The following is a 20,303-nucleotide window of genomic DNA, read 5'->3' on the forward strand; positions in this document are numbered from 1 at the left end:
TGGACGGTTTCGCTGCGTGTTTTTTCGCAGACCAAGCTTGCCGCAGGCTTACCCGCCGGATTCGCCCCTGGACGGCGGCAAGCCAAGCAGCCGCTCGACCGTCTCCAGTGCATTCCGTTCCTCGGTCGCGCGCTCCTCGACGCGCAGGGCTGCCCGGTAATCCTGGCCGATACGGTCGGTCCGCACGGTCTCCGCAGCGATCTTCTGCGCCTCCTGGCGCGCCGACTCGAGATGGCGGTCTCGCTTGTCGTGCGCCTTCACGATGGCGCGTTCGTAGAGGTCCGGGAACAGCCGCGACAGGGATGTGTCGCCCGCTTTACCCGAAGCGATCTCGGCGGCTTCCGCTTCGGCCGCGTGCGCGGCACGCAGTTCGTTGGCGCGGCGCATCTCGTGCATCGCCTTCAGCTGTTCCTGGACGCGCAGGATGCGCTTCAGCCGGTCGGAGCGGCTCGCCATGCTACCGTCCCACCGTCATCGGAACGAAGCCCTCCGCAAACAGCCTGAGCAGCGGCCCGATGCCGAGATACATCAGGAGCAATCCGCCGACGAGCACGAAGGGCAGCGAGATGAAGTAGATCGGGATCTGCGGCGTCAGCTTGTTGAGGAGCCCGACCGCCAGGTTGACGACGATGCCGTAGGCGATGAAGGGGCTGCCGAGCTGGACCATGACCATGAAGCTCTGTCCGAGCGTGTCGACGAGGTCCGTGAGCGCCGAACCGGGGTTGAACAGCAGGTCCGGCGGGGCGACGCGGTAGGAGTTGACGAGCGCCTTCACCACGTCGTGGTGAAAGTTCATGATGAAGAGCAGCATCAGAGCCGAGAAGGTGATGAGATTGGTGATCGCCGCCTGCGCGTCGTTCTCCTCAACCGCCCCGGTGACCATGTTTCCGTAGCCGGTCATCATGGCGATGGTCGAGCCCATGAACTGCAGCGCTAGCACGTAGACGCGGGTGACGAGGCCGATCAGCGCGCCGATCAGGAGTTCCGAGACGACCAGTCCCGCCAGCACCGCCGGTTCGCGCGAGACGAAGGGCGTCAGGCTGTCCCACAGGTGCACGGTGATGGCGAAGGTGGCGCCGATCGCCACGAAGAGCCGCACCTGGAACGGCACCCGCGCGCTCGAAAGGCCGGGCATGATCATGAAGCAGGCGCCGACGCGGCAGAAGGCCAGGAAGGCTGCGAGGATGATCTGGTCGCTGGGCAGGATCACGAGAAGGAACCGAGAACGCGAATCTCGACGCCCTTGGCGATCTCGACATGCGACAGGACGGGCAGCGTCGGGAAGAAGCGCTCGATGATCATGCGCACGTAGGGTCGCGCGTCCGGAGCCGTGACGATGACGAAGCGCTCGCCTGAATCGAAATGCTTCCGGACGACCTTCGCCGCTTCCTGACCGAACTCCTCGAGCAGGCGCGGGTCGATGTCGAACTCGCGAATCTCGCCCTTGGCGTCGCGCTTGAGCGACTGGTGGAAGGCGAGGTCCCAGCGGTTGCCGAGGCGCAGCACCTTGAGCACGCCGCCAGCGGTCAGGTCGCCGCAGATCTGCTGCGACATGCGGATCCGCACGTGCTCGACGATCTGCTCGGTGCGGCGGACATGCGGCGCGATCTCGGCGATCGCCTCGATGATCAGGTGCAGGTTGCGGATCGACACGCGCTCGGCCAGCAGCAGCTTCAGCACCGCCTGAAGGCCGGGATAGGAGATGTGCGACGAACAGATTTCGTCGGCGAGCTTCTTGTATTCCGGGTCGAGCCGCTCGATCAGCGCCTTCATGTCCTTGTAGGACAGGAGCTGCGGCAGATTGTTGCGGATCACCTCGGAGAGATGCGTCAGCAGGACCGAGAGATTGTCGGCGTAGGCGTAGTTGTCGCGCTTCAGGTCCTCGGCGAAGGTTTCCGGGACCGAATAGGCGCGCATGCCGAAGGCCGGCTCGCGCACCTCCTCGCCTGGCATGTCCGGCGGCTGGTTGCCGCCGAGCAGAACCATGACCTCGCCCACCCGCATCTGGTACTCGGCCACCACGGTGCCGTGGATCTTGATCTGGTAGGCCTTGGGCGGGATGGCGAAGTCGTCGGTCAGCCGCACCTCCGGCACCACGAAGCCGTAGTCGAGCGCGAACTTCTTGCGCATCTTGCCCATGCGGAAGGCGAGTTCCTGGTGGGAAGTGAGCAGCCGGGTCGACAGCTGCTTGCCGATCAGCAGTTCGATCTCGGCGGTCTTGAGCGACGACTTGACCGAGTTCTTGTCCTCCTGGACCTTTTCGGCCTCCTTCTGCTGCGAGGCGGCCGCCTCGGCCTCGCTGCGGCGCCTGGCGCGCTGCGGGATCACGTAGGCGACGAGGCTCAGCGCCACCGCCAGTGCCATGAAGGGAAGGAAGGGCAGGCCTGGCACGATGGCTAGCCCCAGCAGCAGCGCGGCCGCCACGTAGAGCGCGCGCGGATAGGCGGCGAGCTGACCCATGACAGCCTGGTTCGCCGCGCCGCGGGTGCCGCCCTTGGAGACGAGAAGGCCGGCGGCGAGCGAAACGATCAGCGCCGGGATCTGCGTCACCAGACCGTCGCCGACCGAGAGCTTGACGAAGACGTCAGCCGCCTCGCCGATGCTCATGCCGTGCCGGCCGTAGCCGATCGCGATGCCGCCGACGATGTTGACGGCGGTGATGATCAGGCCGGCGATGGCGTCGCCGCGGACGAATTTCGAGGCGCCGTCCATCGAGCCGAAGAAGGAGCTTTCCTCCTCCAGTTCGCGGCGACGCGCCTGCGCCTCCTTCTCGTTGATGATGCCCGCGGAGAGATCCGCGTCGATCGACATCTGCTTGCCGGGAATGGCATCGAGCGTGAAGCGCGCGCCGACTTCGGCGATGCGCGTCGAACCCTTGGTGATGACGATGAAGTTCACGATCACCAGGATCAGGAAGACGATCAGGCCGATGACGAAGTCGCCGCTCATCACCAGGTTGGAGAATCCGCCGATCACGTAGCCGGCCGCATGCGTGCCCTCGTTGCCGTGCGCCAGGATGACGCGCGTGGTGGCGATGTTGAGCGCCAGACGCAGCATGGTCGCCAGCAGGAGGATGGTGGGGAAGGACGAGAAGTCGAGCGGGCGCGGAATCCACAGCGCCACCATCAGGATCAGGACGGACAGGGCGATCGAGATCGCCAGGCCCATGTCGATCATGAAGGAGGGGATCGGCAGGAACAGCACCGACAGGATCGTGACGATGCCCATCGCGAAGTAGATGTCGCGGCTGTTGCGCTCGGCCGCGGCCGGTATCGGCGTGATGGTCACGTTGGCCATCGGTCAGCGTCTCTCCTGGCTTTGCCCACAGGCGACGCAGACTAGCGGCGCAAGCTTGCGCGAGGGTGAGCGCGCGGCGCGCGGGCAGGGGCGGGGAGGCGTCCCGTCAGAACCCGTTCTGGATGCGCTGGAAGATGACGTTGGTGAAGGAGGAGAGCTGGGCGCCGACGAAAGGGCCGGACAGCGCCACGGCGAGCAGGATCGAGATGATCTTCGGCACGAAGGTAAGCGTGATCTCCTGGACCTGCGTCAGCGCCTGGACCAGCGCGATGGAGACGCCCACGAGCATGGCGACGACCACCGCGGGGCCGGACGCCAGAAGGACAGTCCAGATGGCATACTGGACGATTTCCAGCGCGTCGATCTCGTTCATGTGGTTCCTCCGGCGCCCGCGGCCCGGTCCCGCGTCAGCTGATCCGGACGCCGGTTCCGATCACCACTTCCGCGCCGCTCTGGAGCACCGCGGTCACGCCGCTGGCGGTGATCCGGGTCTCGGCCACCACGCCGGTCGTGCCGTCGGTGCCCGTGACCGTGCGGCCGATGATGCTGCTCGCCTGGCCGAGCAGCGACATCTGCAGCAGCGAGTCGAGCTTGCTGTTGGTCTGCACGGTCTGCTCCACCTGCGAGAAGGTGGCAAGCTGCGCGACGTAGTCGGTCGAATCCATCGGTGCGGTCGGATCCTGGTTCTTCATCTGGGTGACGAGGAGCCGCAGGAAGGATTCGTAGTCGACCGTGGTGGCATTCGCCTGGCTGGAGGTCGTGGTCGCGGTCGAACTGGTGACGGCGGGAACGGTCATGATGCGAGCGCCTCCAGCGCGTCGGGTGCGAGGGGGGGAGCGAGGTTGCTCTGTTCGGCGAGGATGGCGGCCTCGATGGGAAAGAGGCTGCGGATGAGCTTGAGCGCGTCATAGACATGCTCTTCCGCCACCAGCCGGTCGGCATGCTTCAGCGAGGCCAGCACCTGCTCGTTGGTAAAGGTGGCGAGCAGCATCGGCAGCGAGCGCTTGAACATCTCCCGCGCCGGTGCGGATTCGCCCGGGTTCATCAGGATCACCTGGACGATGAAGTAGAGCTGGCGCAGCGGCGTCGAGGCCTTTTCCGGCTGCATGACGTGGTTCTCCAGCAGGAACTGCACGTCGTTCAGGAACTCGATCGAGGTCTTGCGGTCGACACGCACCACCGCGCCGTTGATGTAGATCTTCTCGTTCGCCTTGAGCGAGATGCGCAGGGTGTTCTTCATTGTATCCCGTCCCTGATGATCTGCGACACCTCGATCAGGCCGTCGAAATTGTCGGACTGTCCCTGTCGCACTGCCTCGCCCTCGCGCAGCAGCCACAGGCCGATCGAGATGAGATTGGCGCGCAGCTCCGAGGGCAGTTCATTGTCGCTGCTGGCCAGATCCTCGATGAAGGTGGTCCAGACGCGATTGAGGAAATGCAGCGCCTCGATGGCCTGCATGGAGTTGACGCCCTTGTCGCGCGCCGCGACCAGCAGGTCGATCGACCGCGAGAGCAGCTGCCGTTCGCGGTCCTTCGCGTCGGCAACCGAATCGGTTTGGACTTCGGCGTATGAGAACTGATACATCGTTCTTCCGTTTTCGCTGCGCGCCGCACTGGCCGCGGTTGTTACAACAGCCTCGTGAGACTCAATTGCTGGATCCGAGCCGTCAGGGCGTATGAGGTTTCGATCTGCGAGATCAACGCGTTTACGCGAGTGGACGCTTCATACGGGTCGACGCCTTCGAGTTCGTTCAGGAAGGTCTTGAAGATATCGATCTGCATCTCGACGCGCTCGGAGGCGTTCGAGATGCGCTGTTCGGTGAAGCCGACGCGGGCCTGCGTCTGGGCCAGGTCGCCCATCGCCTCGCCCACCATCCTGACGGCCGAATCCGCGATGGCCACCAGCGCCTGATCGTTGAGGTCGCCTTCGAAGAGGTTGGCCACCATGGCTGCGGCCATGGTGAGCTTGCGGATGCCCTCGATGTTGGCGCTGACCGAGGTTTCCGCGGTTTCGTTGAGCGCGATGCGGGTGGTGATGCCCTGGTCCGAGGCGGACGACCAGTTCGTCTCCCAGCCCGGGCCGAAGAACTCGTCACCGAGAGCGCCATCAATGAAGTCCGTCATCTGGATGGCGGTTAAGGCGTCGGCGGCGGGGTCGTCTGCCGAAAAGCCGAACTCGGCGAAGAAGGCGGCGTCGATGGCAGCCTTGGGACCGGGCGCGCTTTCGTCGAAATAGTCGGCGAGAGGGACGACGTCGGTGTTGACGCCGGCGAAGACGTGCTCGCCGTTGAAGCTCGAATTGACGATGCCGGTGAGAGACTGGAGCATCGACACCGCCGCTTGGCGCGTCGTGGCCTGGTCGGCATCGCCCGACACCGCCGCGGCGAGAGCCGACAGGAAAGTCGACGAGCCCTCCGATAGCTGACCGAGCGCGTTCTGCGTGGCAGTGAGCCGTGACGAGACCAGCGAGTTGGTGCCGACGATCGTCTCCATCCGCACGATGTCGCGCGACAGGGTGACCGCCTTGCCGGCGCGGACGCCGATCGACAGACCCAGATCGGCGACCTTTCCGGTCTGAACCTCCTTCTGGCCGGAGATCAGCTCGGACTGCATCTGCGTCAGCGAGTAGCGCAGGGCGTTGCGGATGGCGTCGGTGGAGACGAAATTGACCTTCATGGCGCGATCACACCAGTTCCAGGAGGGCCGCCATCATCCGGTCGACCGTGCTGATGATGCGGGCGGAGGCCTCGTAGGAATGTTCGAGGTCGAGTAGCAACGACATCTCCGTGTCGACGTTCACTCCCGTTTCATTGGACAGCGCCTCGGCGGAGCGCACCATCATGGCGCTCGCGTTCACCTCCGCACCCGAGGACTGCTGGCGCAGCCCCTCGATCCAGCCGATGGCGTTCGCGCCGAAATCGGCGAGACTGACATTCGCCGCAATCCCCGCCGCCGAATCGAAGACGACCGGCTCGTCGATGCGGTCGGCATAGCCGATCAGCAGGGTGGCGAAGGAGGCCCCGCCGGAGGTGTTGGCGAGGTAATCGGTACCGTTTGCCCCGCCGTCGCGCAGCAGCACGGGATCGCCGCCCTGCTCGCTGTCGAAGGCCGGGTTGACCGTGATCATCGCGGCGAGGCCCTGGGTGACCACCCCGTCGGTCGGCAGGTCCGGCCCGCCGCTCCAGGTGAAGAGGCCCGCCAGCGCCGGCGCGCCGCCGCCGGTCTGGTCGACCTCGGCGAAGGCCAGGATCGCGCCGCGGGCGATCTCGTCGATCTGCGTCTGCATGGTGACGGCGACATCGTCGCGCAGCTTCACCAGCGCGCCGAGCGTGCCGGAAATCTCGCCCGCAGCCTGGTCCGCGGCAGTGATCGGGACGCCGTCGACATAGACGGAATTGCCCGTCATGCCGGGGCCGAAGGATGCGGTCGGCTCGAAGGTGACGGCGCGGGGGACCGTCTCGAACAGGGTCGCGCCGTCGCCGGTCATGATGACCATGTCGTCGCTGCCGCGCGTATAGGTCGAGATCGGCATGTATTGCGCGATCTCGGAGAGGATGGCGTTGCGCTGGTCGATGAAGCTGTTGGGGTCGCGCCCGGTGGAGGTCGCGGAGATGACCTGCCGGTTGGCGGCCTCGAAGTCGGCGAGCAGCGTGTTGATGTCGGAGACGGCCGTCCTGATCTCGATGTCGGCGCTGGTGCGGACGCTCTGGATCGCATCCGAGCCGTCGTTCAGGGAGCGCACGAGCTGGCGCGCCGCATCGATGGCGCCTTCGGCGAGATTCGAGCTCGACGGCGTGGCAGAGTAGAGCTGGAGCGCGTCGCGCAGGTTGGCGAGCGCGGTGGTGGGCGACGAGGCGTTGTCCGTGCCGTTGACGGCGGTGGCGAGGCTGTCGAGCCCCGAGAGCAGGCGCTGCTGACCCTGCCAGTCCGACGAGGCGCGCAGGTTCTGCCGGAACAGGGCCTCGTTGGTCGCGCGGCGGACCTCCGCGACCCGGACACCGCCGTCGGTGCTGGCAAGAACGGCCGTCCGCCGGGCGTAGTCCGCATTCCCGGCGTTGGTGATGTTCTGCGAGACGACGCTCGTGCGCTTGGACGTCGCGAGCAACGCGCTCTGGGCGATGTTGAGCGCCGTTGTCAGCGACATCCGTCACCACTCTCCGGGCCGGGCATGCTGGTTTACCTCTTGAGGTTCACGAGGATGTCCATCAGCTCGGAGCCGGTCTGGAACACCTTCGAATTGGCGGTGTAGCTGCGCTGCGCCTCGATCATGGCGGTCAATTCCTCGCCGATGTCGACGTTGGATGCCTCGAGCGCACCGGAGCTGATGGAGCCGAAGCCGCCGGAATCGGCAAAGCCGAGGAAGACGTCGCCCGAGCTCGGGCTCTGGCTGAAGACGTTGCCCGAGCCGATGATCAGCTGGTCGGGGCTGCGCACATTGGCAAGCGGGATCTTGTAGAGAGCCTGCATCGTGCCGTTCTCGTAGCGGGCGTAGACGGTGCCGTCCTCGCCGATCTTGATCTCCTTCACGGCGCTCGCGGCGCTGCCGTTCACATTCGCCTCGCCGGGGGTATAGCTGGTGGCAAGCTGGCTCATCTGGGACAGGTCGAGCGTCAGCGTCTCGCCGCCCGGGACCGGTACCGCAAGTTCAGTGATGCTGGAGACGTCGAGCTGGCCGTTCGTGCCGTCGAAGATCAGCGTGTCGGATGCAAGCGGGCCGGAGGCGTAGGGGAACCCGGTATTGGCCGTACCGTCGGCCTGGTTGAAGATCGAGATTTCCCACTCGTTGTCTGCGGTCTTGGAATAGTAGATATCGAGCAGAACCTCGCCGCCGAGGCTGTCATAGACCACGAGCGATGTCTTGTTGGTGTATTCGGCGCCGCCGGCATTGGTCGAAGGAAGCTGTGCGGCCGCCACGTCGTCCGCGTTTGCCGGAAGGTTGGCAGTGATGCTGCCGGCGGTCGTCGGGACGGCCGACATCGCCTGCTGAACGACCGTTACCGGCTGAAGGCCGGCGAAGGAATTGGCGACCGGGCTCGGATCGCCGTTGGCGAAGCTGTATCCGAGAAGGTAGAAGCCGGCGGCATTCACAAGGCGACCCTGATCGTCGGGGACGAAGGAGCCGGCGCGGGTGAGGAAGGGTTCACCGGACTCGTCCTGGACGACGAAGAAGCCGTTGCCTTCGATCGCAAGGTCGGTCGCCGACGGCGTGTACTGGATGACGCCCTGGCGGGACACCGACGCGCGCACGTCGCTGACGATGCCGCCCGAGGAGTAGTAGCCTTCCGACGAGCCGATCACGAGCGTGGAGAATTCGATGGTCGACTTCTTGTAGCCGTTGGTGCCGGCATTCGCGATGTTGTCGGCGACGGTCCCCAGCCGGTTCGACTGTCCCTGCATGCCGGAAACCCCGGTGCGCATCATCCCGTAGAGGCTCATGGAGACTTTCCTTCGCTGCCAGCGTCGCCCATCACGCAGGCTAGCTTTCCGGACTTGTGCGAAACTGTACTCGAAGGTTAACGAAACCTTTCGGGCGAGGCTTCCGGCGACGACCTTGGCCGCCTTGGCGCCCGTTCCGGGCTCAGACGTTGAGGCAGTAGCCGAGAAACCGCTTCGAATCGATCGGATCGAAGCCGAGCCGCTCACGCAGTTTCTTGCGCAGCTTGCTGACATGGCTCTCGATCACGTTCTCCTCGACCTCCTCGTCGAAGATGCCGTAGATCGAGTTGAAGACCTGCGTCTTGGTCACGCGGCGTCCGCGGTTCTGCGCCAGGAACTCCAGGATTCGGCGCTCGCGTCGCGGCAATGGCAGCGGCACGCCGTCAATCTCGGGGTCGCGGCCGTTCATGAAAATGCGCAGCGCACCCATATCGGTCCAGCTTGCGGATTCGTCGTGTACGCGACGCCGGATCGCTGCGATGCGCGCCAGGATCTCGCGGATGTGGACAGGCTTGCGGATGACGTCGTCGACGCCCGATTCGAACAGCCTGAGCGTGTTCTCCAGCGAGTGCTGGTCCGAGAGCGCGATGACTGGGGCGCCGGTGCGTTCGCGAAGGAGGCGAGGCGATACCGGATGGTCGTCGCATTCGCCGATCAGGAAGGCGCCGATCGACTGGAGGTCTTCGGTCGCGGCGCTGCTCACCCACTCGCCGAACTCGCTCGCACGGAAGCCGGTCGTGGGAACGCCTTCCCTGCCGAAAAGCGATGTAAACCCTTCCTTTACGCGTTCACGTTCATCAACGATGACAATCATCGGTGCGCCCCCCGAATCAGTTGCTTAGCCCGCTGGTGAATGGGGTAGCCGCTGCCGGGAATCGACGACAACTGTCAGAATTCATGTGTCAGATCTGGGGATACTTGCTGAGACCGGAAAACTCCTCGTCCACAGCTTGTTCACAGGCTGCGTATATCACCCGGACGCTCGTCGATACAACCTGTTAGTTGCAGAAACTTCTTGCGCCTTCGGTCCAACGTCCGAAGCCGGTCGCGACCATGTTGGTGATGACGCGGCAGACATAACGCTTCTGGGCGGGGTCGTTGTCGGGGCCTGCATGGTAGCGCGCGACAGCCAGGGACCAGGTCTTGTGACGCTGTTTCAGTTCGACGAGAAAGCGGGCCGCGTAGTCGACATTGTGGCGCGGGTCGAGCATCTCGGCAATGCTGCTGAACGCGGTCGCATGGTAGTGATGATTGATCTGCATGCAGCCCAGGTCGATGAGGGTCTTGCCGTTGCGCCTGGCCGTGGCGAAGAGGCGTTCGGCCTCGGCTGGCGTGCGGGCGAAAACGGCCTTGCCCTCGATGTTGAGGGCATAGGGCTGCAGGCTTCCCTTGTGGCCGGTCTCCGTAAGTCCTATTGCATATAGTATGCCGACAGGGATGTCGTATCTCTTCGAGGCGCGCAGGATCTCCGCCTCGCAGGGATTGGCAAGGGCACCGGAGGTTGCGCTAGATGTAAAGGCCGCCACCAGCAGGGCGTGTCGCAGGAGTGCGCGCATCGCCGTTCTGACCTCCCTGTTCTTCGCCGCGCGGGCGTCCTCCCGACGCGCCGCCGTCGCCCTGATGGCCGCGTCCGGCGCCTTGTGAGAGCCCTCCGGAGGTGTCGCCCTGCCTGCCGCCGGGACTGGCCTGGACCTGCGCGGACGCGGCTGGCTGCTGCTGGATCGAGACGTCGTCCACCGCGAATCCGAGGCCGCGCAGGGCGGTCAGAATGGCGTCCTTTTCGGACGACAGACGACGGAAGGCTTCGCCACTTTCGACGCGAATCTCCACTGATAGTTGCTCTCCAACAATCCGCAGGCGAGCATCGACGGAGCCCAGTTCGGCCGGGTTGAGCTGGATCCGGAGATCGCGCACGGGGCCCGCCGGAACGTTCGCGGCATCCGCGCGGGACGCTGCCGCCCGCTCCATAGCCCCCTTCCACCCGTCATCCGAGGCGACGGCCGCGGCAAGATCCGCGACAGTGCGGCTGTTTTGCGACGGTCCGGGGGCCGGCGCGACGGTTTCGGCGATCACGCGGACCTTCATGTCGCCCGTCTCGGGAGCGGGACTGCGCCTGTTGCCGGCGTCCGATGCCGCTTCGCCCCGCCGTTCGTCGTGCGATGGCTGGCCGTCCTGCCCTGCCTCCTCTTCGGGCGGCGCGGCTGCCGGTGCTGCGGGCTGCGCGGAGGCGGTCTGCTCGGCCGGCCTGGCGGCACCGGCGCCCGCAGGGCGCTGGTCGCGGGGCTGTGGGGGCAGGATGATCGCCACGGCCATGGCGGCCGCGCCGGCCGCAGCCGCGGCATCGACGTCGTCGGTATCTTCGCCGGTTCCGTCCTCTGCCTCGACAGCGGGTTCCTCGTCCGGCTTCGCTGCCTCTTCCGCAACGACCTCGGTCTCGCCCGCGCTACCGGGGACCGGGTTTGCGGACGGTCCATCTCCTCGATCGGCCGGGCTGGCGCGGCCGCCCAGAAGCGACGCGAGCACCTTGTGGAGGCTTCGTACGGGCCAAGGCGGGCTGACCTCGCCGTCGGCCGGGCCGTCCTCGTTCCCCTGCGCGCCGGCCTCACGATCGCCGGTTGGCATTTCGGCGTCGTCCGTGGCGTCCGTCGTGGCGTCGGTGGCGCCCGAAGCGCTTGAAGCCGCCCTGACTGGACCGGGCCGCGCGACGAGATCGGCGAAGCCGCCCGCGGCATCGCGCGAAGCGCCACCGCCCTGGCCGCCCGGCATGGCCGCGGGTCCGGGCGTGGTCGCGATGTCGATCATTTCTGCTTCTCCCCGGACAGAAGGCGGTCCACTTCGTCGAGCTTCGAGCGGACCGAGGTCATGAGCGCGTTCGATTCGGTCTGGTCTGCCGCCACGATGCCGGCTTCCGCCGCCATTTCCGTGAGCCCCGCAGGAACGGCGGGCTCGCCCGGCGGCGGGGCGACGACCGGCTCGGGCGCGGCCTCTGCCGGCGTCTCGACTGCGGCGGCTTCCTCCGTCTCGCCTTCTTCGACGGGCGGCTGCTCGCTTTCAGGCGGCGCGAGCACCTCCGCGGCGATGGCACGCGCTGCGAGCAGCAGGCGCCGGTCGCGGGGCGACAGTTCCCCTGGGTCGACATCCTTCAGCCGCGCCAGCACCTCCTCGATGTTCTCGGAGGTGATCGAGGCGATCGCCTGGTAGAGCATCGCGCGGGGATCTGCCCCCTGCTCGGTGTCCTGCATGGTCTTCCTCGCCTTTTCGGAGGCGAAGGCCGAGCGGTCGATCTGGCCCTTGATCGTGCTGCGACGGGCGAGACGCAGGTAGATCGCCTCCTGCTGGGGTGGCGACATCAGCGAGACGATGGTGTCGATCTGCGTCTCGTCGATGTCGTCGTGGAAGGTGACGAGCCCTTCGACAAAGGCGTCGGCGAATTCGCTCGCATAGGGCGAACGCAAGAAGCGGCGCGTGTACTGTTCGGAGAGGCGCAGGAACCGGTCGGGCTGCCGCATCGTCAGCACCAGCGGCAGGGAACGCCGCAGCGCGGCCTCCTCGACCAGCGTGCCCGGTGCAAGCAGCCGCGCCTGGTCCATCAGCTCGAGCGCCGGGGCAGGGGACTTTCCGCCGATGATCGATCCCTTGACCAGGGCGATGAAAGCGCCGGTGTCGTCGCGGCGGGCCATCGGGTCGATCGGATCGAGGATGGCGGCCGCCCGCACGAGCTGGCCGCGCATGTAGGCCAGAACGCCCTTGCCGACGACGGCGTCGTCGCCTTCCAGCTGCAGCCGCGACAGAGTCACCTCGACCGTCGTCGGATTGCCGCCGCTCATGGCCCACACCAGTAGGGCCGAGAGATTGCGCGGATCCTCGAAATCCGCCTTGCCGGCGCTGCGGAAGCGCGCGTCGGTGAGTTCGAGCAGCTTCTGCTGCATGGGCAGCGAGGCGTGGTCGCCATTGGCGATCTGGTCCTGCACGATCTGCAGGGAGCGAACCATCTTGTAGGGCGCGATGTCGTCTGCCGCCTGCGCGGCTATGGGCAGGCAGGCTGAAAGCAGCACCGAAGCGGTGCGCGCCCGCCAGTTCATCCGCCGGTCTCCAGCAGGATCTCGATGCGCCGGTTGGTGTCGGAATAGGGGTCGTCCGCGAGCTTCAGCTGCCGGTCTGCGTAGCCCGTGATCTCCCGCACGCGCCTTTCCTCGAGGCCGCCGCGCACGAGCATGTAGTAGGCGCTCTGGGCCCGGGCGCTCGAAAGCCGCCAGTTGTCGTACTTGTCGTTGCGGAACGGCCGCGCGTCGGTATGGCCGTTGATGATGATCGCGCCCGGCTTGCCGTTGAGGATCGAGGCGACCTTCTCCATCGCCAGGACGAGATCGCGGCGAGGGACGGCGGAGCCGATTTCGAACATGCCGTAGTCGAGCTGATCGGTCAGCGAGATCATGACGCCGCGATCCGTCGGCGTGACGGTGATGCCGTCGGTGATCTTCTCGTTGACGCCGAAGGCCTCGGCCAGTTCCGCCTTGATCTCTTCCGCCATCCGGGCGGCGGCCGGATCGATGCCGGGCTCGCCTGCCTCGGCCTTGCCGCCCGGCTTGCTGCCCTCGCCGGCTTCGGCCTCCCCGTCGCTGGACACCGGCTTCGCGACCTTGTCGGGGTCGGTGAACACGTCCTGCGCGAAGGGGTCGTCCTCCGGGGCCACGGCGACCAGGCCGCTGCGCGGATCGGCGCCCTCGGCCGGGTTCTGTGCCTTCGGCTGCTCGAACAGGTCGGGCTCGCCGGGCTGGTCCTGCTCCACCTGCTTCGACCAGAAGTCCGGCGCGAAGGGATCGCGGAAGGATTCGCCGCCCGACGCACCCGTGGCTGCGCCGGACTGGCCCGCGCCGCCGTCGCCCCTCTCGCTGAGGTTCTGCAACTCGCCGGATTCGGCGGCGATCTCGGCGAGGATGGCGTAGGGGTCGGAGAACAGGTTCTCGTCGGATTGCAGTTCCGCCTTCTCGCCGGCCTTGGAGCTCATCTCCTGGCCTTCGCCTGCGGTGGCCGGGCCCTTGGCGTCGTTGGCCGTGCTCTCCTTGTCGGGCGTCTCGCTGGATCCCTGCTGCGTTTCGGGGCCGGCGCCAGCCTCGTCGAGGCCGCGCCGGCTGGCATTGCGGTCGGTGAGCTTGATCGGGTTGAAATAGCTCGCGACCGAGACCTTCGTCTCCTCGTTGGCGGCATTGATCAGCCACATCACCAGGAAGAAGCACATCAGCGCCGTCATGAAGTCGGCAAAGGCGATCTTCCAGACACCACCGTGGTGGTCGTCATGATCATCGCCATGTCTCCTGACGATGATGATCTCCTCGACGTGGTGATCCGCGTTGCTCATGCTCATGGGACGGCCTCGGCGAGCGATTGCGACCATTCGGAAAGCCGCGTCTCGTAGAGGCTTTCGTCGACAGCCACCTGCAGGTCGAGTTCCTGCGTTTCGGTAAATACGAGGCGCCCGGAATGCTCGCCGAGGCGGGCTTCCAGCATTTCGAACAGCGACAGCGGTCCGCGCACACGGATTCGCACCGCGCCGGAATCGCGGATTGCCGCGTCGATGACCGTGGTGAGGGCGGCGACGGCCTTTCGCTGCAGATCCTCGGTCATCACGGGGGCGAGGAGCCGCGCCACGACGTCGGACGTGTAGGCGCTCAGGCGCTTCTCCAGGGCGGCGAACTCATCGGCGATCCGCATGCCGGCGGCCTCGCCCGCTTCCCGCCGCAGGTGCTCCAGTTCCTCGCCATGGGCCTTGTCCCGGGCTTCGAGCCGTTCGGCGAATTCCGCTTCCAGCCGCTCGGCCAGGCTCGCCTCGGCCTGCGCGACCGCTTCCGCGACGAGGGCGTCGACATCGACGGCCGGCGGCGGGGCAGCAAAGCCGAATTCGGGGTCGTGCGAGCCGAAGGGGGGGTGGGGCGGCTCGAAGGCCATGCCCGGCATGCCATCCAGGGCGTCGTCGTCGCGCGGGGCATCGCCTCCCGGCGGCGCGAAGGCGAAATCCGGCATCGACAGGGCGGCGGGAGCGGAACCGCCGAAGGCGGATTGCTTCGCCTTCGGCTTTCCGAAATCGACCAGGAGATCGGCCAGCGTCGGCATCAGCTCGCCATCGCCTCTCCGCCGACCCATTTGCGCAGGATCGCGGCGGTGCGCTCTTCGTTGAGCTCAACCATGTGCGCCAGGCGTTCCTGCGGCGCCGGTCGCAGCCGCATCTTGAGCTCCTCCATCACGTCGGTCTCGTTGGGCATGCCCATGCCGCCCATGCCGCCCATCCCACCCATGCCGGCGATGCCGGGGAAGCCGCCGCCGTCGTTGCCGCCCATTCCCGCCAGGGGGTCGGGCAGCGCCATGTTGTTCAGCGGCGAATCGAAGGGCAGCTGCAGGTCGCCGAAATCGGGTCCGGCGACGCTTTCGCTCTTCGTCAGCGCTCCGGCCAGCGGCCGGAGCCCGAACCACGAGACGAGAAAGGCCACGATCACGAAGGCAAGCGCGTTGATCATAGAGCCGGTGTACTGGCTCGCTGTCTCGAGGATGCCCGGCGAAGCCAGCCCCTCGGCGACCGCGTCCTCGACGAAGGAGAGCGCGGTGACCGAGACCTTGTCGCCGCGCTCGCCGTCGAGGCCGGCGGCGGTCGCAACCACGTTCTCGATCTCGGCCACCCGCGCCTGGATCTGTTCGGCGGTGGCGCCCTCGCCGAGGGCTGCCGCGATCTGGTCGCGGTTCACGACGACGGCGATCGAAAGCTTCGAGATCTGGTAACCGTTGCTGGTGGTGGCGATCCGCTTCGAGTTCAGCTCGTAGTTGGTGATCTCCTCGCGGCGCTCGCGCTCCTCCGACGAGGACGGGTTCGTGCCGGCGTCTCCCTGGTCGGGAATGTTCTGCTCCACCGTCGCGGGCGCGGCGGCACCGCTCTCGTTCGCGGTGTTGCTCTCGCGGATGGTGCGGATCGACCGCTCCACCTTGGAATCGGGATCGAACACTGTCTCTTCGATCTGGCGCGCATCGGTGTTGACGACGGCCTTGACGCTGGCGCGGAAGTTGTCGCGGCCGAGGAAGGGCGCGAGGGCGCGGTAGATGTTGTCGGCGACCTGGCTCTCCACGGTCCGCTCGATGCTCATCGAGCGGTTGATCGAGCTGTTGGAGGGGTCGTCGCCGGTCGCCAGCAGCGCCCCGTTGGTGTCGAGCACCGTCACGTTGTCGGAGGTCAGGCCGGGGACGGCCGCCGCCACCAGGTGGCGGATCGAGTTCGCCGTTCGAATCTCGTCCACACCGCCCGAGCGGATGACCACCGAGGCCGTCGGCTGCTGCTCCTCGCGACGGAAACTCGCCTGCTGGGACATGACGATGTGGACGCGCGCGGACTTGATGCCGGCGATCGACTGGATGGTGCGCGCGATCTCGCCTTCGAGGGCGCGCACGCGGGTGACTTCCTGCATGAAGGAGGTGAGGCCGAGCGAGCCGACATTGTCGAAGAGTTCGTAGCCTGCGTTGGAACTGCTGGGCAGGCCCTTCTCGGCCAGGATCATGCGCGCCCGCCCGGTGAAGCCGGTGGGGACGAGCACGCTCGTGCCATCCGACCCGACGTCGTAGGACATGCCGGCTTCCGAAAGCACGACGCCGATCTTCGAGACGTCGCTGCGGTCGAGGCCGATGTAGAGCGTCTCGCTGGCGGGCCTGTTCAGGTAGATCGCGCCGATGAGGATCGTCACCACCACCGTGGCGAGGATTCCTCCCATGATGGCGAGCCGCCTGGCCCCCAGCGACATGAGGTTTTCGGCGATTTTCTGAAGCTGTTCCGGCACAGGCCACGGTCCCCGAATTGCAGGGCTCCGAAACTAGATGCTGAAGCTTGTGCGAAAATGATATCGGGCCGCCGCGCGGACGCGGCGACCCGACTGGAGGTGCGTCGCCCGGCTGCCCGGGCGTCGCGGAAACCCTTAGCGGAAGAGCGACAGGATGGTCTGCGAATTGCCGTTGGCGATCGACAGCGCCTGGATGCCCAGCTGCTGCTGCACCTGGAGCGCCTGCAGGCGGGTCGATTCCTGGTTCATGTCCGCGTCGACCAGCGTGCCGACGCCCTTGCTGATCGTGTCCGACAGGTTGGAGACGAACTCGCTCTGGAGGCTGACGCGCTTCTTGGCGGCGCCGAGGTCGGCGGCGGCATCGGTCATCTGGGTCAGGATCGAGTCAACGGCGCGAACCATCGCACCTATCTCTTCGCCGGTGTTGGAGCCGGTCAGGGCGATCTCGGTGCCGGTGGCGGCCGTGGTCGAGCCGGTGTCGAGCAGGAAGTAGTTGTCGGCCGTGCCGGTCGGCGTCGTCTGGAGCGCGTCGGCGTCGATGTCCTTGGTCAGGATGCCGTTGGCCGCGTCGTCGGACGAGGTCAGCGTGACGGCGTCGACATCGACGTCCAGCGTGCCGATCGAGACGTTACCGGAGGCGTCGCGGGTGAAGGAGCCGACGATCGACTTGGTGCCGGTGGCGCCGTCATTGGCGAGCCAGTTCTCGCCCGAGAACGACGCGGAGGTCGTGATGGAGACCAGCTGGTCCTTGAGAGCGGTGATTTCCTTGTTGATCTTCGACTGGTCGACACCCGGCTCGCTGGCGGCGACGAGCTTGGTCTTGATCTCGTCGACGACCTCGATGGCGGCGTTCATGCCGGTGTAGGCGGTGTCGATCTTGGCCTGGCCGAGACCCAGCGCATCCTTGACGGTGCCCAGCGCCTTGTTGTCCGAGCGCATCGTGGTGGCGATCGACCAGTAGGCGGCGTTGTCGCTCGCTTCACCGACCTTGAAGCCGGTCGAAATCCGGGTCTGCGTCGTCTCCAGCGCCTTGTTCGTCATGTTCAGAGATTTCAGAGCCGTCATGGCCTGAACGTTGGTATTGATGCTCGACATGGGTGTCCCCTTACATACGCTTGTACACGACATACCGGGCTGGACCGGTAAGACGGGGCGGCGTCATGCCTATCGGGAACCCGAGGGGGTAAGCGATCCGTCCTGAAACGACAATGTCCCAGCCTTGTACAGCCGGGACATTGTTTTCCAGTTAAGTCGCTTAGTTAAGAAAGGACTAACCGCGGAACAGCGACAGGATCTGCTGCGAATTGCCGTTGGCGATCGACAGAGACTGGATACCCAGCTGCTGCTGCACCTGGAGAGCCTGCAGACGGGTCGATTCCTCGCTCATGTCCGCATCGACCAGACCACCCACACCCTTGTCGATCGTGTCCATGAGGTTGGACACGAAGGTGTTCTGCATGTCGATGCGCTTCTTGGAGGCGCCGAGATCGGCAGCGGCATCGGTCAGCTGGGTGAGGATGGAATCCACCGCCCGCACCATGGCCGAAATCTCGTCCACGGAGTTGGTTCCGGTCAGGGTGATCTCGGTACCGGTGGCGGCGGTGGTGGAACCGGTGTCGAGCAGGAAGTAGTTGTCGGCCGTACCGGTGGGCGTTGTCTGAAGGGCATCGGCGTCGATGTCCTTCGTCAGGATGCCGTTGGCGGCATCGTCGGACGACGTCAGCGTGATGGCGTCGACGTCCACGTCCAGGGTGCCGATCGACACGAAGCCGGACGAGTCTCGGGTGAAGGCGCCGACGATCGACTTGGTGCCGACGGCGCCGTCATTGGCAAGCCAGTTCTCGCCGGAGAACGAAGCCGACGTGGTGATCGACTTCAGCTGTTCCTTGAGAGCTGTGATTTCCTTGTTGATCTTGTCCTGATCGACGCCCGGTTCACGCGCGGCGACGAGCTTGGTCTTGATCTCGTCGACCACTTCGATCGACGCATTCATGCCGGTGTAGGCGGTATCGACCTTGGCCATGCCGAGGCCGAGCGCGTCCTGCACCGTGGAGAGAGCCTTGTTGTCCGAGCGCATCGTCGTTGCGATCGACCAGTAGGCGGCGTTGTCGCTGGCTTCGCCGACCTTGAACCCGGTGGAGATCCGGGTCTGCGTCGTCTCCAGCGCCTTGTTCGTCATATTGAGGGATTTGAGCGCCGTCATCGCCGACGCGTTGGTCAGAATACTACTCGCCATGGGAAATGTCCCCTACTCACAAACGCAACAAAAAACAGGGACATACCGGACTCTACCGGTAGAGCGGCACGGCGTCATGCCTTCCGGTGTGGCGACTACAACGCCCTCCGGCCCGCTCTGTTAATCATGTTCTGGCAGGAAAAATTTACCAAACCGATAACTTGCGGACGGGAAACGGAAAAAGTTGTAAACGAAACCTTACCGCGGTCGTCAGTTGAAGGAGCGGACGAGGCTGCCGACGAGCAGGTTCCATCCGTCGATCAGGACGAAGAACAGGATCTTGAACGGCAGCGAGATCACGGTCGGCGGGAGCATCATCATGCCCATCGCCATGGTGACGGTGGCCACCACCAGGTCGATGACGAGGAAGGGCAGGACGATCAGGAAGCCGATCTCGAAGCCGCGCCGGATCTCCGAGATCATGAAGGCGGGCACGAGGATGCGCAGGTCGACCTGATCTCCCGTCACGACCGTCTGCCCGCGTTCGCGCGCCAGGTCCGCGAACAGGTTGAAGTCCTCCTCGCGGACATTGTTCAGCATGAAGGTGCGGAAGGGATCGCTGATGCGCGCGAGGGCTTCCTCCTCGGTGATCTCGTTGGCGATCAGCGGCCTGACGCCGTTGTTCCACGCCTGGTCGAAGGTCGGCGCCATGACGTAGAAGGTCATGAACAAGGCGAGGCTGATCAGGATCAGGTTGGCCGGCGTGGTCTGCAGGCCGATGCCGGCGCGCAGGATCGAGAAGGCGATGATGAAGCGCGTGAAGCTCGTCACCATGATCAGCAGGCCAGGTGCGATCGACAGGACGGTGAGCAGCCCGACGAGCTGGATGATGTAGCCGATGGTCTCGCCCGTCAGCTGTTCGCCGAAGGGACCAAGGCCGAGTTGCTGGGCCCGTGCCGCCGCGGCGGTGACGAGCAGGGCCGCGAGGGCAAGGGCTGCGCGTCTCATTCGAACAGCAGAGTCCTGATCATGAGCTGCGTGGCGAGGCCGTCGCTGCGGATCCGGGCGCGTTCCTCGAGGTCCGTCTTGAGGTGGCGGAAACCGCTGGCGCCCTGCACCTGCTGCAGCGTCACCGTGCGCATGTAGGCGAGGATGTCCTCGTGGATCGTTCGCACCAGCTGCGGCGGCGGCGGTGCCGAGAAGACGATCGCCAGTTCCATGCGCACCCAGATGTCGCGGGGCGCGGCCAGATTGGTCGTCACGGGCTCGAGCGGTACGAGACGCGGGATCAGGATGATGTTGCCGTTCTCGTCGCGGGCCACGTCGTCGTGGCCGCCGCCCTCGGCTGCGCCACCATGGGCGTCCGCCGCTTCCTCCGCCTCGGGGGAACCCGGCACAGGGTCGACCTGTATCTTGACGGTTTCGGCAGGCTCGTCGGCGGCGCTGCCCGACTGCAGCTTCATGCCCGAGAACCAGCCGCCGCCGGCCGCCGCGACCGTCAGCACGAGCAGCACCACGGCCTGAATGACCGGCGAAGGCCCCTTCTTGCGCGTGCTATCCGTTGCTTCGGCGGCCATCGCG

General features: G+C 65.9%; 21 protein-coding genes. All 21 read right to left on the minus strand.

The window, feature by feature from the left end; translation table 11 throughout:
* Nucleotides 1-48: 48 nt before the first annotated feature.
* Complete coding sequence (locus tag N1F91_RS12190; protein ID WP_289992453.1) at nucleotides 49-456, minus strand: hypothetical protein; 408 nt, start codon at nucleotides 454-456, stop codon at nucleotides 49-51.
* A 1-nt stretch (nucleotide 457) separates the two neighbouring features.
* Complete coding sequence (fliR, locus tag N1F91_RS12195; protein ID WP_289992454.1) at nucleotides 458-1,210, minus strand: flagellar biosynthetic protein FliR; 753 nt, start codon at nucleotides 1,208-1,210, stop codon at nucleotides 458-460.
* On the minus strand, nucleotides 1,207-3,297 hold the full coding sequence (gene flhA, locus N1F91_RS12200; RefSeq protein ID WP_289992455.1) for a flagellar biosynthesis protein FlhA: 2,091 nt from the start codon (nucleotides 3,295-3,297) through the stop codon (nucleotides 1,207-1,209). Before flhA ends, fliR begins: the two co-directional genes overlap by 4 nt.
* A gap of 106 nt (nucleotides 3,298-3,403) precedes the next feature.
* Complete coding sequence (gene fliQ / locus N1F91_RS12205) at nucleotides 3,404-3,670, minus strand: flagellar biosynthesis protein FliQ (protein WP_289992456.1); 267 nt, start codon at nucleotides 3,668-3,670, stop codon at nucleotides 3,404-3,406.
* Nucleotides 3,671-3,704: 34 nt separating this feature from the next.
* On the minus strand, nucleotides 3,705-4,094 hold the full coding sequence (gene flgD / locus N1F91_RS12210; protein ID WP_289992458.1) for a flagellar hook assembly protein FlgD: 390 nt from the start codon (nucleotides 4,092-4,094) through the stop codon (nucleotides 3,705-3,707).
* Nucleotides 4,091-4,537, minus strand: a complete 447-nt coding sequence (gene flbT, locus N1F91_RS12215) for a flagellar biosynthesis repressor FlbT (RefSeq protein ID WP_289992460.1) — start codon at nucleotides 4,535-4,537, stop codon at nucleotides 4,091-4,093. Before flbT ends, flgD begins: the two co-directional genes overlap by 4 nt.
* Entirely contained in the window at nucleotides 4,534-4,881 is a 348-nt protein-coding gene (flaF, locus tag N1F91_RS12220; protein ID WP_289992462.1) for a flagellar biosynthesis regulator FlaF, read from the minus strand. The genes flbT and flaF overlap by 4 nt, the downstream gene beginning before the upstream one ends.
* A gap of 41 nt (nucleotides 4,882-4,922) precedes the next feature.
* Nucleotides 4,923-5,972 carry a flagellar hook-associated family protein gene (locus N1F91_RS12225; protein WP_289992464.1) on the minus strand — a complete coding sequence of 350 codons (1,050 nt, stop codon included), beginning with the start codon at nucleotides 5,970-5,972 and terminating at the stop codon, nucleotides 4,923-4,925.
* Between the two features lie 7 nt (nucleotides 5,973-5,979).
* Complete coding sequence (flgK, locus tag N1F91_RS12230; protein ID WP_289992466.1) at nucleotides 5,980-7,440, minus strand: flagellar hook-associated protein FlgK; 1,461 nt, start codon at nucleotides 7,438-7,440, stop codon at nucleotides 5,980-5,982.
* Between the two features lie 32 nt (nucleotides 7,441-7,472).
* On the minus strand, nucleotides 7,473-8,732 hold the full coding sequence (locus N1F91_RS12235; protein ID WP_289992469.1) for a flagellar hook protein FlgE: 1,260 nt from the start codon (nucleotides 8,730-8,732) through the stop codon (nucleotides 7,473-7,475).
* A 142-nt stretch (nucleotides 8,733-8,874) separates the two neighbouring features.
* Nucleotides 8,875-9,546: a response regulator transcription factor gene (locus N1F91_RS12240; RefSeq protein WP_289992472.1), complete on the minus strand. Its 672-nt coding sequence runs from the start codon at nucleotides 9,544-9,546 to the stop codon at nucleotides 8,875-8,877.
* A 184-nt stretch (nucleotides 9,547-9,730) separates the two neighbouring features.
* On the minus strand, nucleotides 9,731-10,288 hold the full coding sequence (locus tag N1F91_RS12245) for a transglycosylase SLT domain-containing protein (protein ID WP_289992473.1): 558 nt from the start codon (nucleotides 10,286-10,288) through the stop codon (nucleotides 9,731-9,733).
* A complete protein-coding gene (locus N1F91_RS12250; RefSeq protein WP_289992474.1) occupies nucleotides 10,239-11,534 on the minus strand; it encodes a flagellar hook-length control protein FliK in 1,296 nt (431 codons plus the stop codon). The genes N1F91_RS12245 and N1F91_RS12250 overlap by 50 nt, the downstream gene beginning before the upstream one ends.
* Nucleotides 11,531-12,814 (minus strand): chemotaxis protein MotC, encoded by a 1,284-nt coding sequence (locus N1F91_RS12255; RefSeq protein ID WP_289992475.1) that lies wholly within the window; start codon nucleotides 12,812-12,814, stop codon nucleotides 11,531-11,533. The genes N1F91_RS12250 and N1F91_RS12255 overlap by 4 nt, the downstream gene beginning before the upstream one ends.
* Nucleotides 12,811-14,097, minus strand: a complete 1,287-nt coding sequence (locus N1F91_RS12260; protein WP_289992476.1) for a MotB family protein — start codon at nucleotides 14,095-14,097, stop codon at nucleotides 12,811-12,813. The genes N1F91_RS12255 and N1F91_RS12260 overlap by 4 nt, the downstream gene beginning before the upstream one ends.
* Nucleotides 14,094-14,753 carry a hypothetical protein gene (locus N1F91_RS12265; RefSeq protein WP_289992477.1) on the minus strand — a complete coding sequence of 220 codons (660 nt, stop codon included), beginning with the start codon at nucleotides 14,751-14,753 and terminating at the stop codon, nucleotides 14,094-14,096. Before N1F91_RS12265 ends, N1F91_RS12260 begins: the two co-directional genes overlap by 4 nt.
* An 89-nt stretch (nucleotides 14,754-14,842) precedes the next feature.
* Nucleotides 14,843-16,546 (minus strand): flagellar basal-body MS-ring/collar protein FliF, encoded by a 1,704-nt coding sequence (fliF, locus tag N1F91_RS12270; protein ID WP_289992478.1) that lies wholly within the window; start codon nucleotides 16,544-16,546, stop codon nucleotides 14,843-14,845.
* Between the two features lie 135 nt (nucleotides 16,547-16,681).
* Entirely contained in the window at nucleotides 16,682-17,641 is a 960-nt protein-coding gene (locus N1F91_RS12275; RefSeq protein WP_289992479.1) for a flagellin, read from the minus strand.
* Nucleotides 17,642-17,816: 175 nt separating this feature from the next.
* Complete coding sequence (locus tag N1F91_RS12280) at nucleotides 17,817-18,782, minus strand: flagellin (protein ID WP_289992480.1); 966 nt, start codon at nucleotides 18,780-18,782, stop codon at nucleotides 17,817-17,819.
* 210 nt (nucleotides 18,783-18,992) lie between these two features.
* The gene (fliP, locus tag N1F91_RS12285) at nucleotides 18,993-19,730 is read right to left on the minus strand and encodes a flagellar type III secretion system pore protein FliP (protein ID WP_289992481.1); all 738 of its coding nucleotides are present in this window, start codon (nucleotides 19,728-19,730) and stop codon (nucleotides 18,993-18,995) included.
* Nucleotides 19,727-20,299, minus strand: a complete 573-nt coding sequence (locus N1F91_RS12290) for a flagellar basal body-associated FliL family protein (RefSeq protein WP_289992482.1) — start codon at nucleotides 20,297-20,299, stop codon at nucleotides 19,727-19,729. Before N1F91_RS12290 ends, fliP begins: the two co-directional genes overlap by 4 nt.
* Nucleotides 20,300-20,303: the final 4 nt, after the last annotated feature.

Source organism: Aquibium sp. ELW1220 (genome assembly GCF_030398385.1).
Lineage (GTDB): Bacteria > Pseudomonadota > Alphaproteobacteria > Rhizobiales > Rhizobiaceae > Aquibium.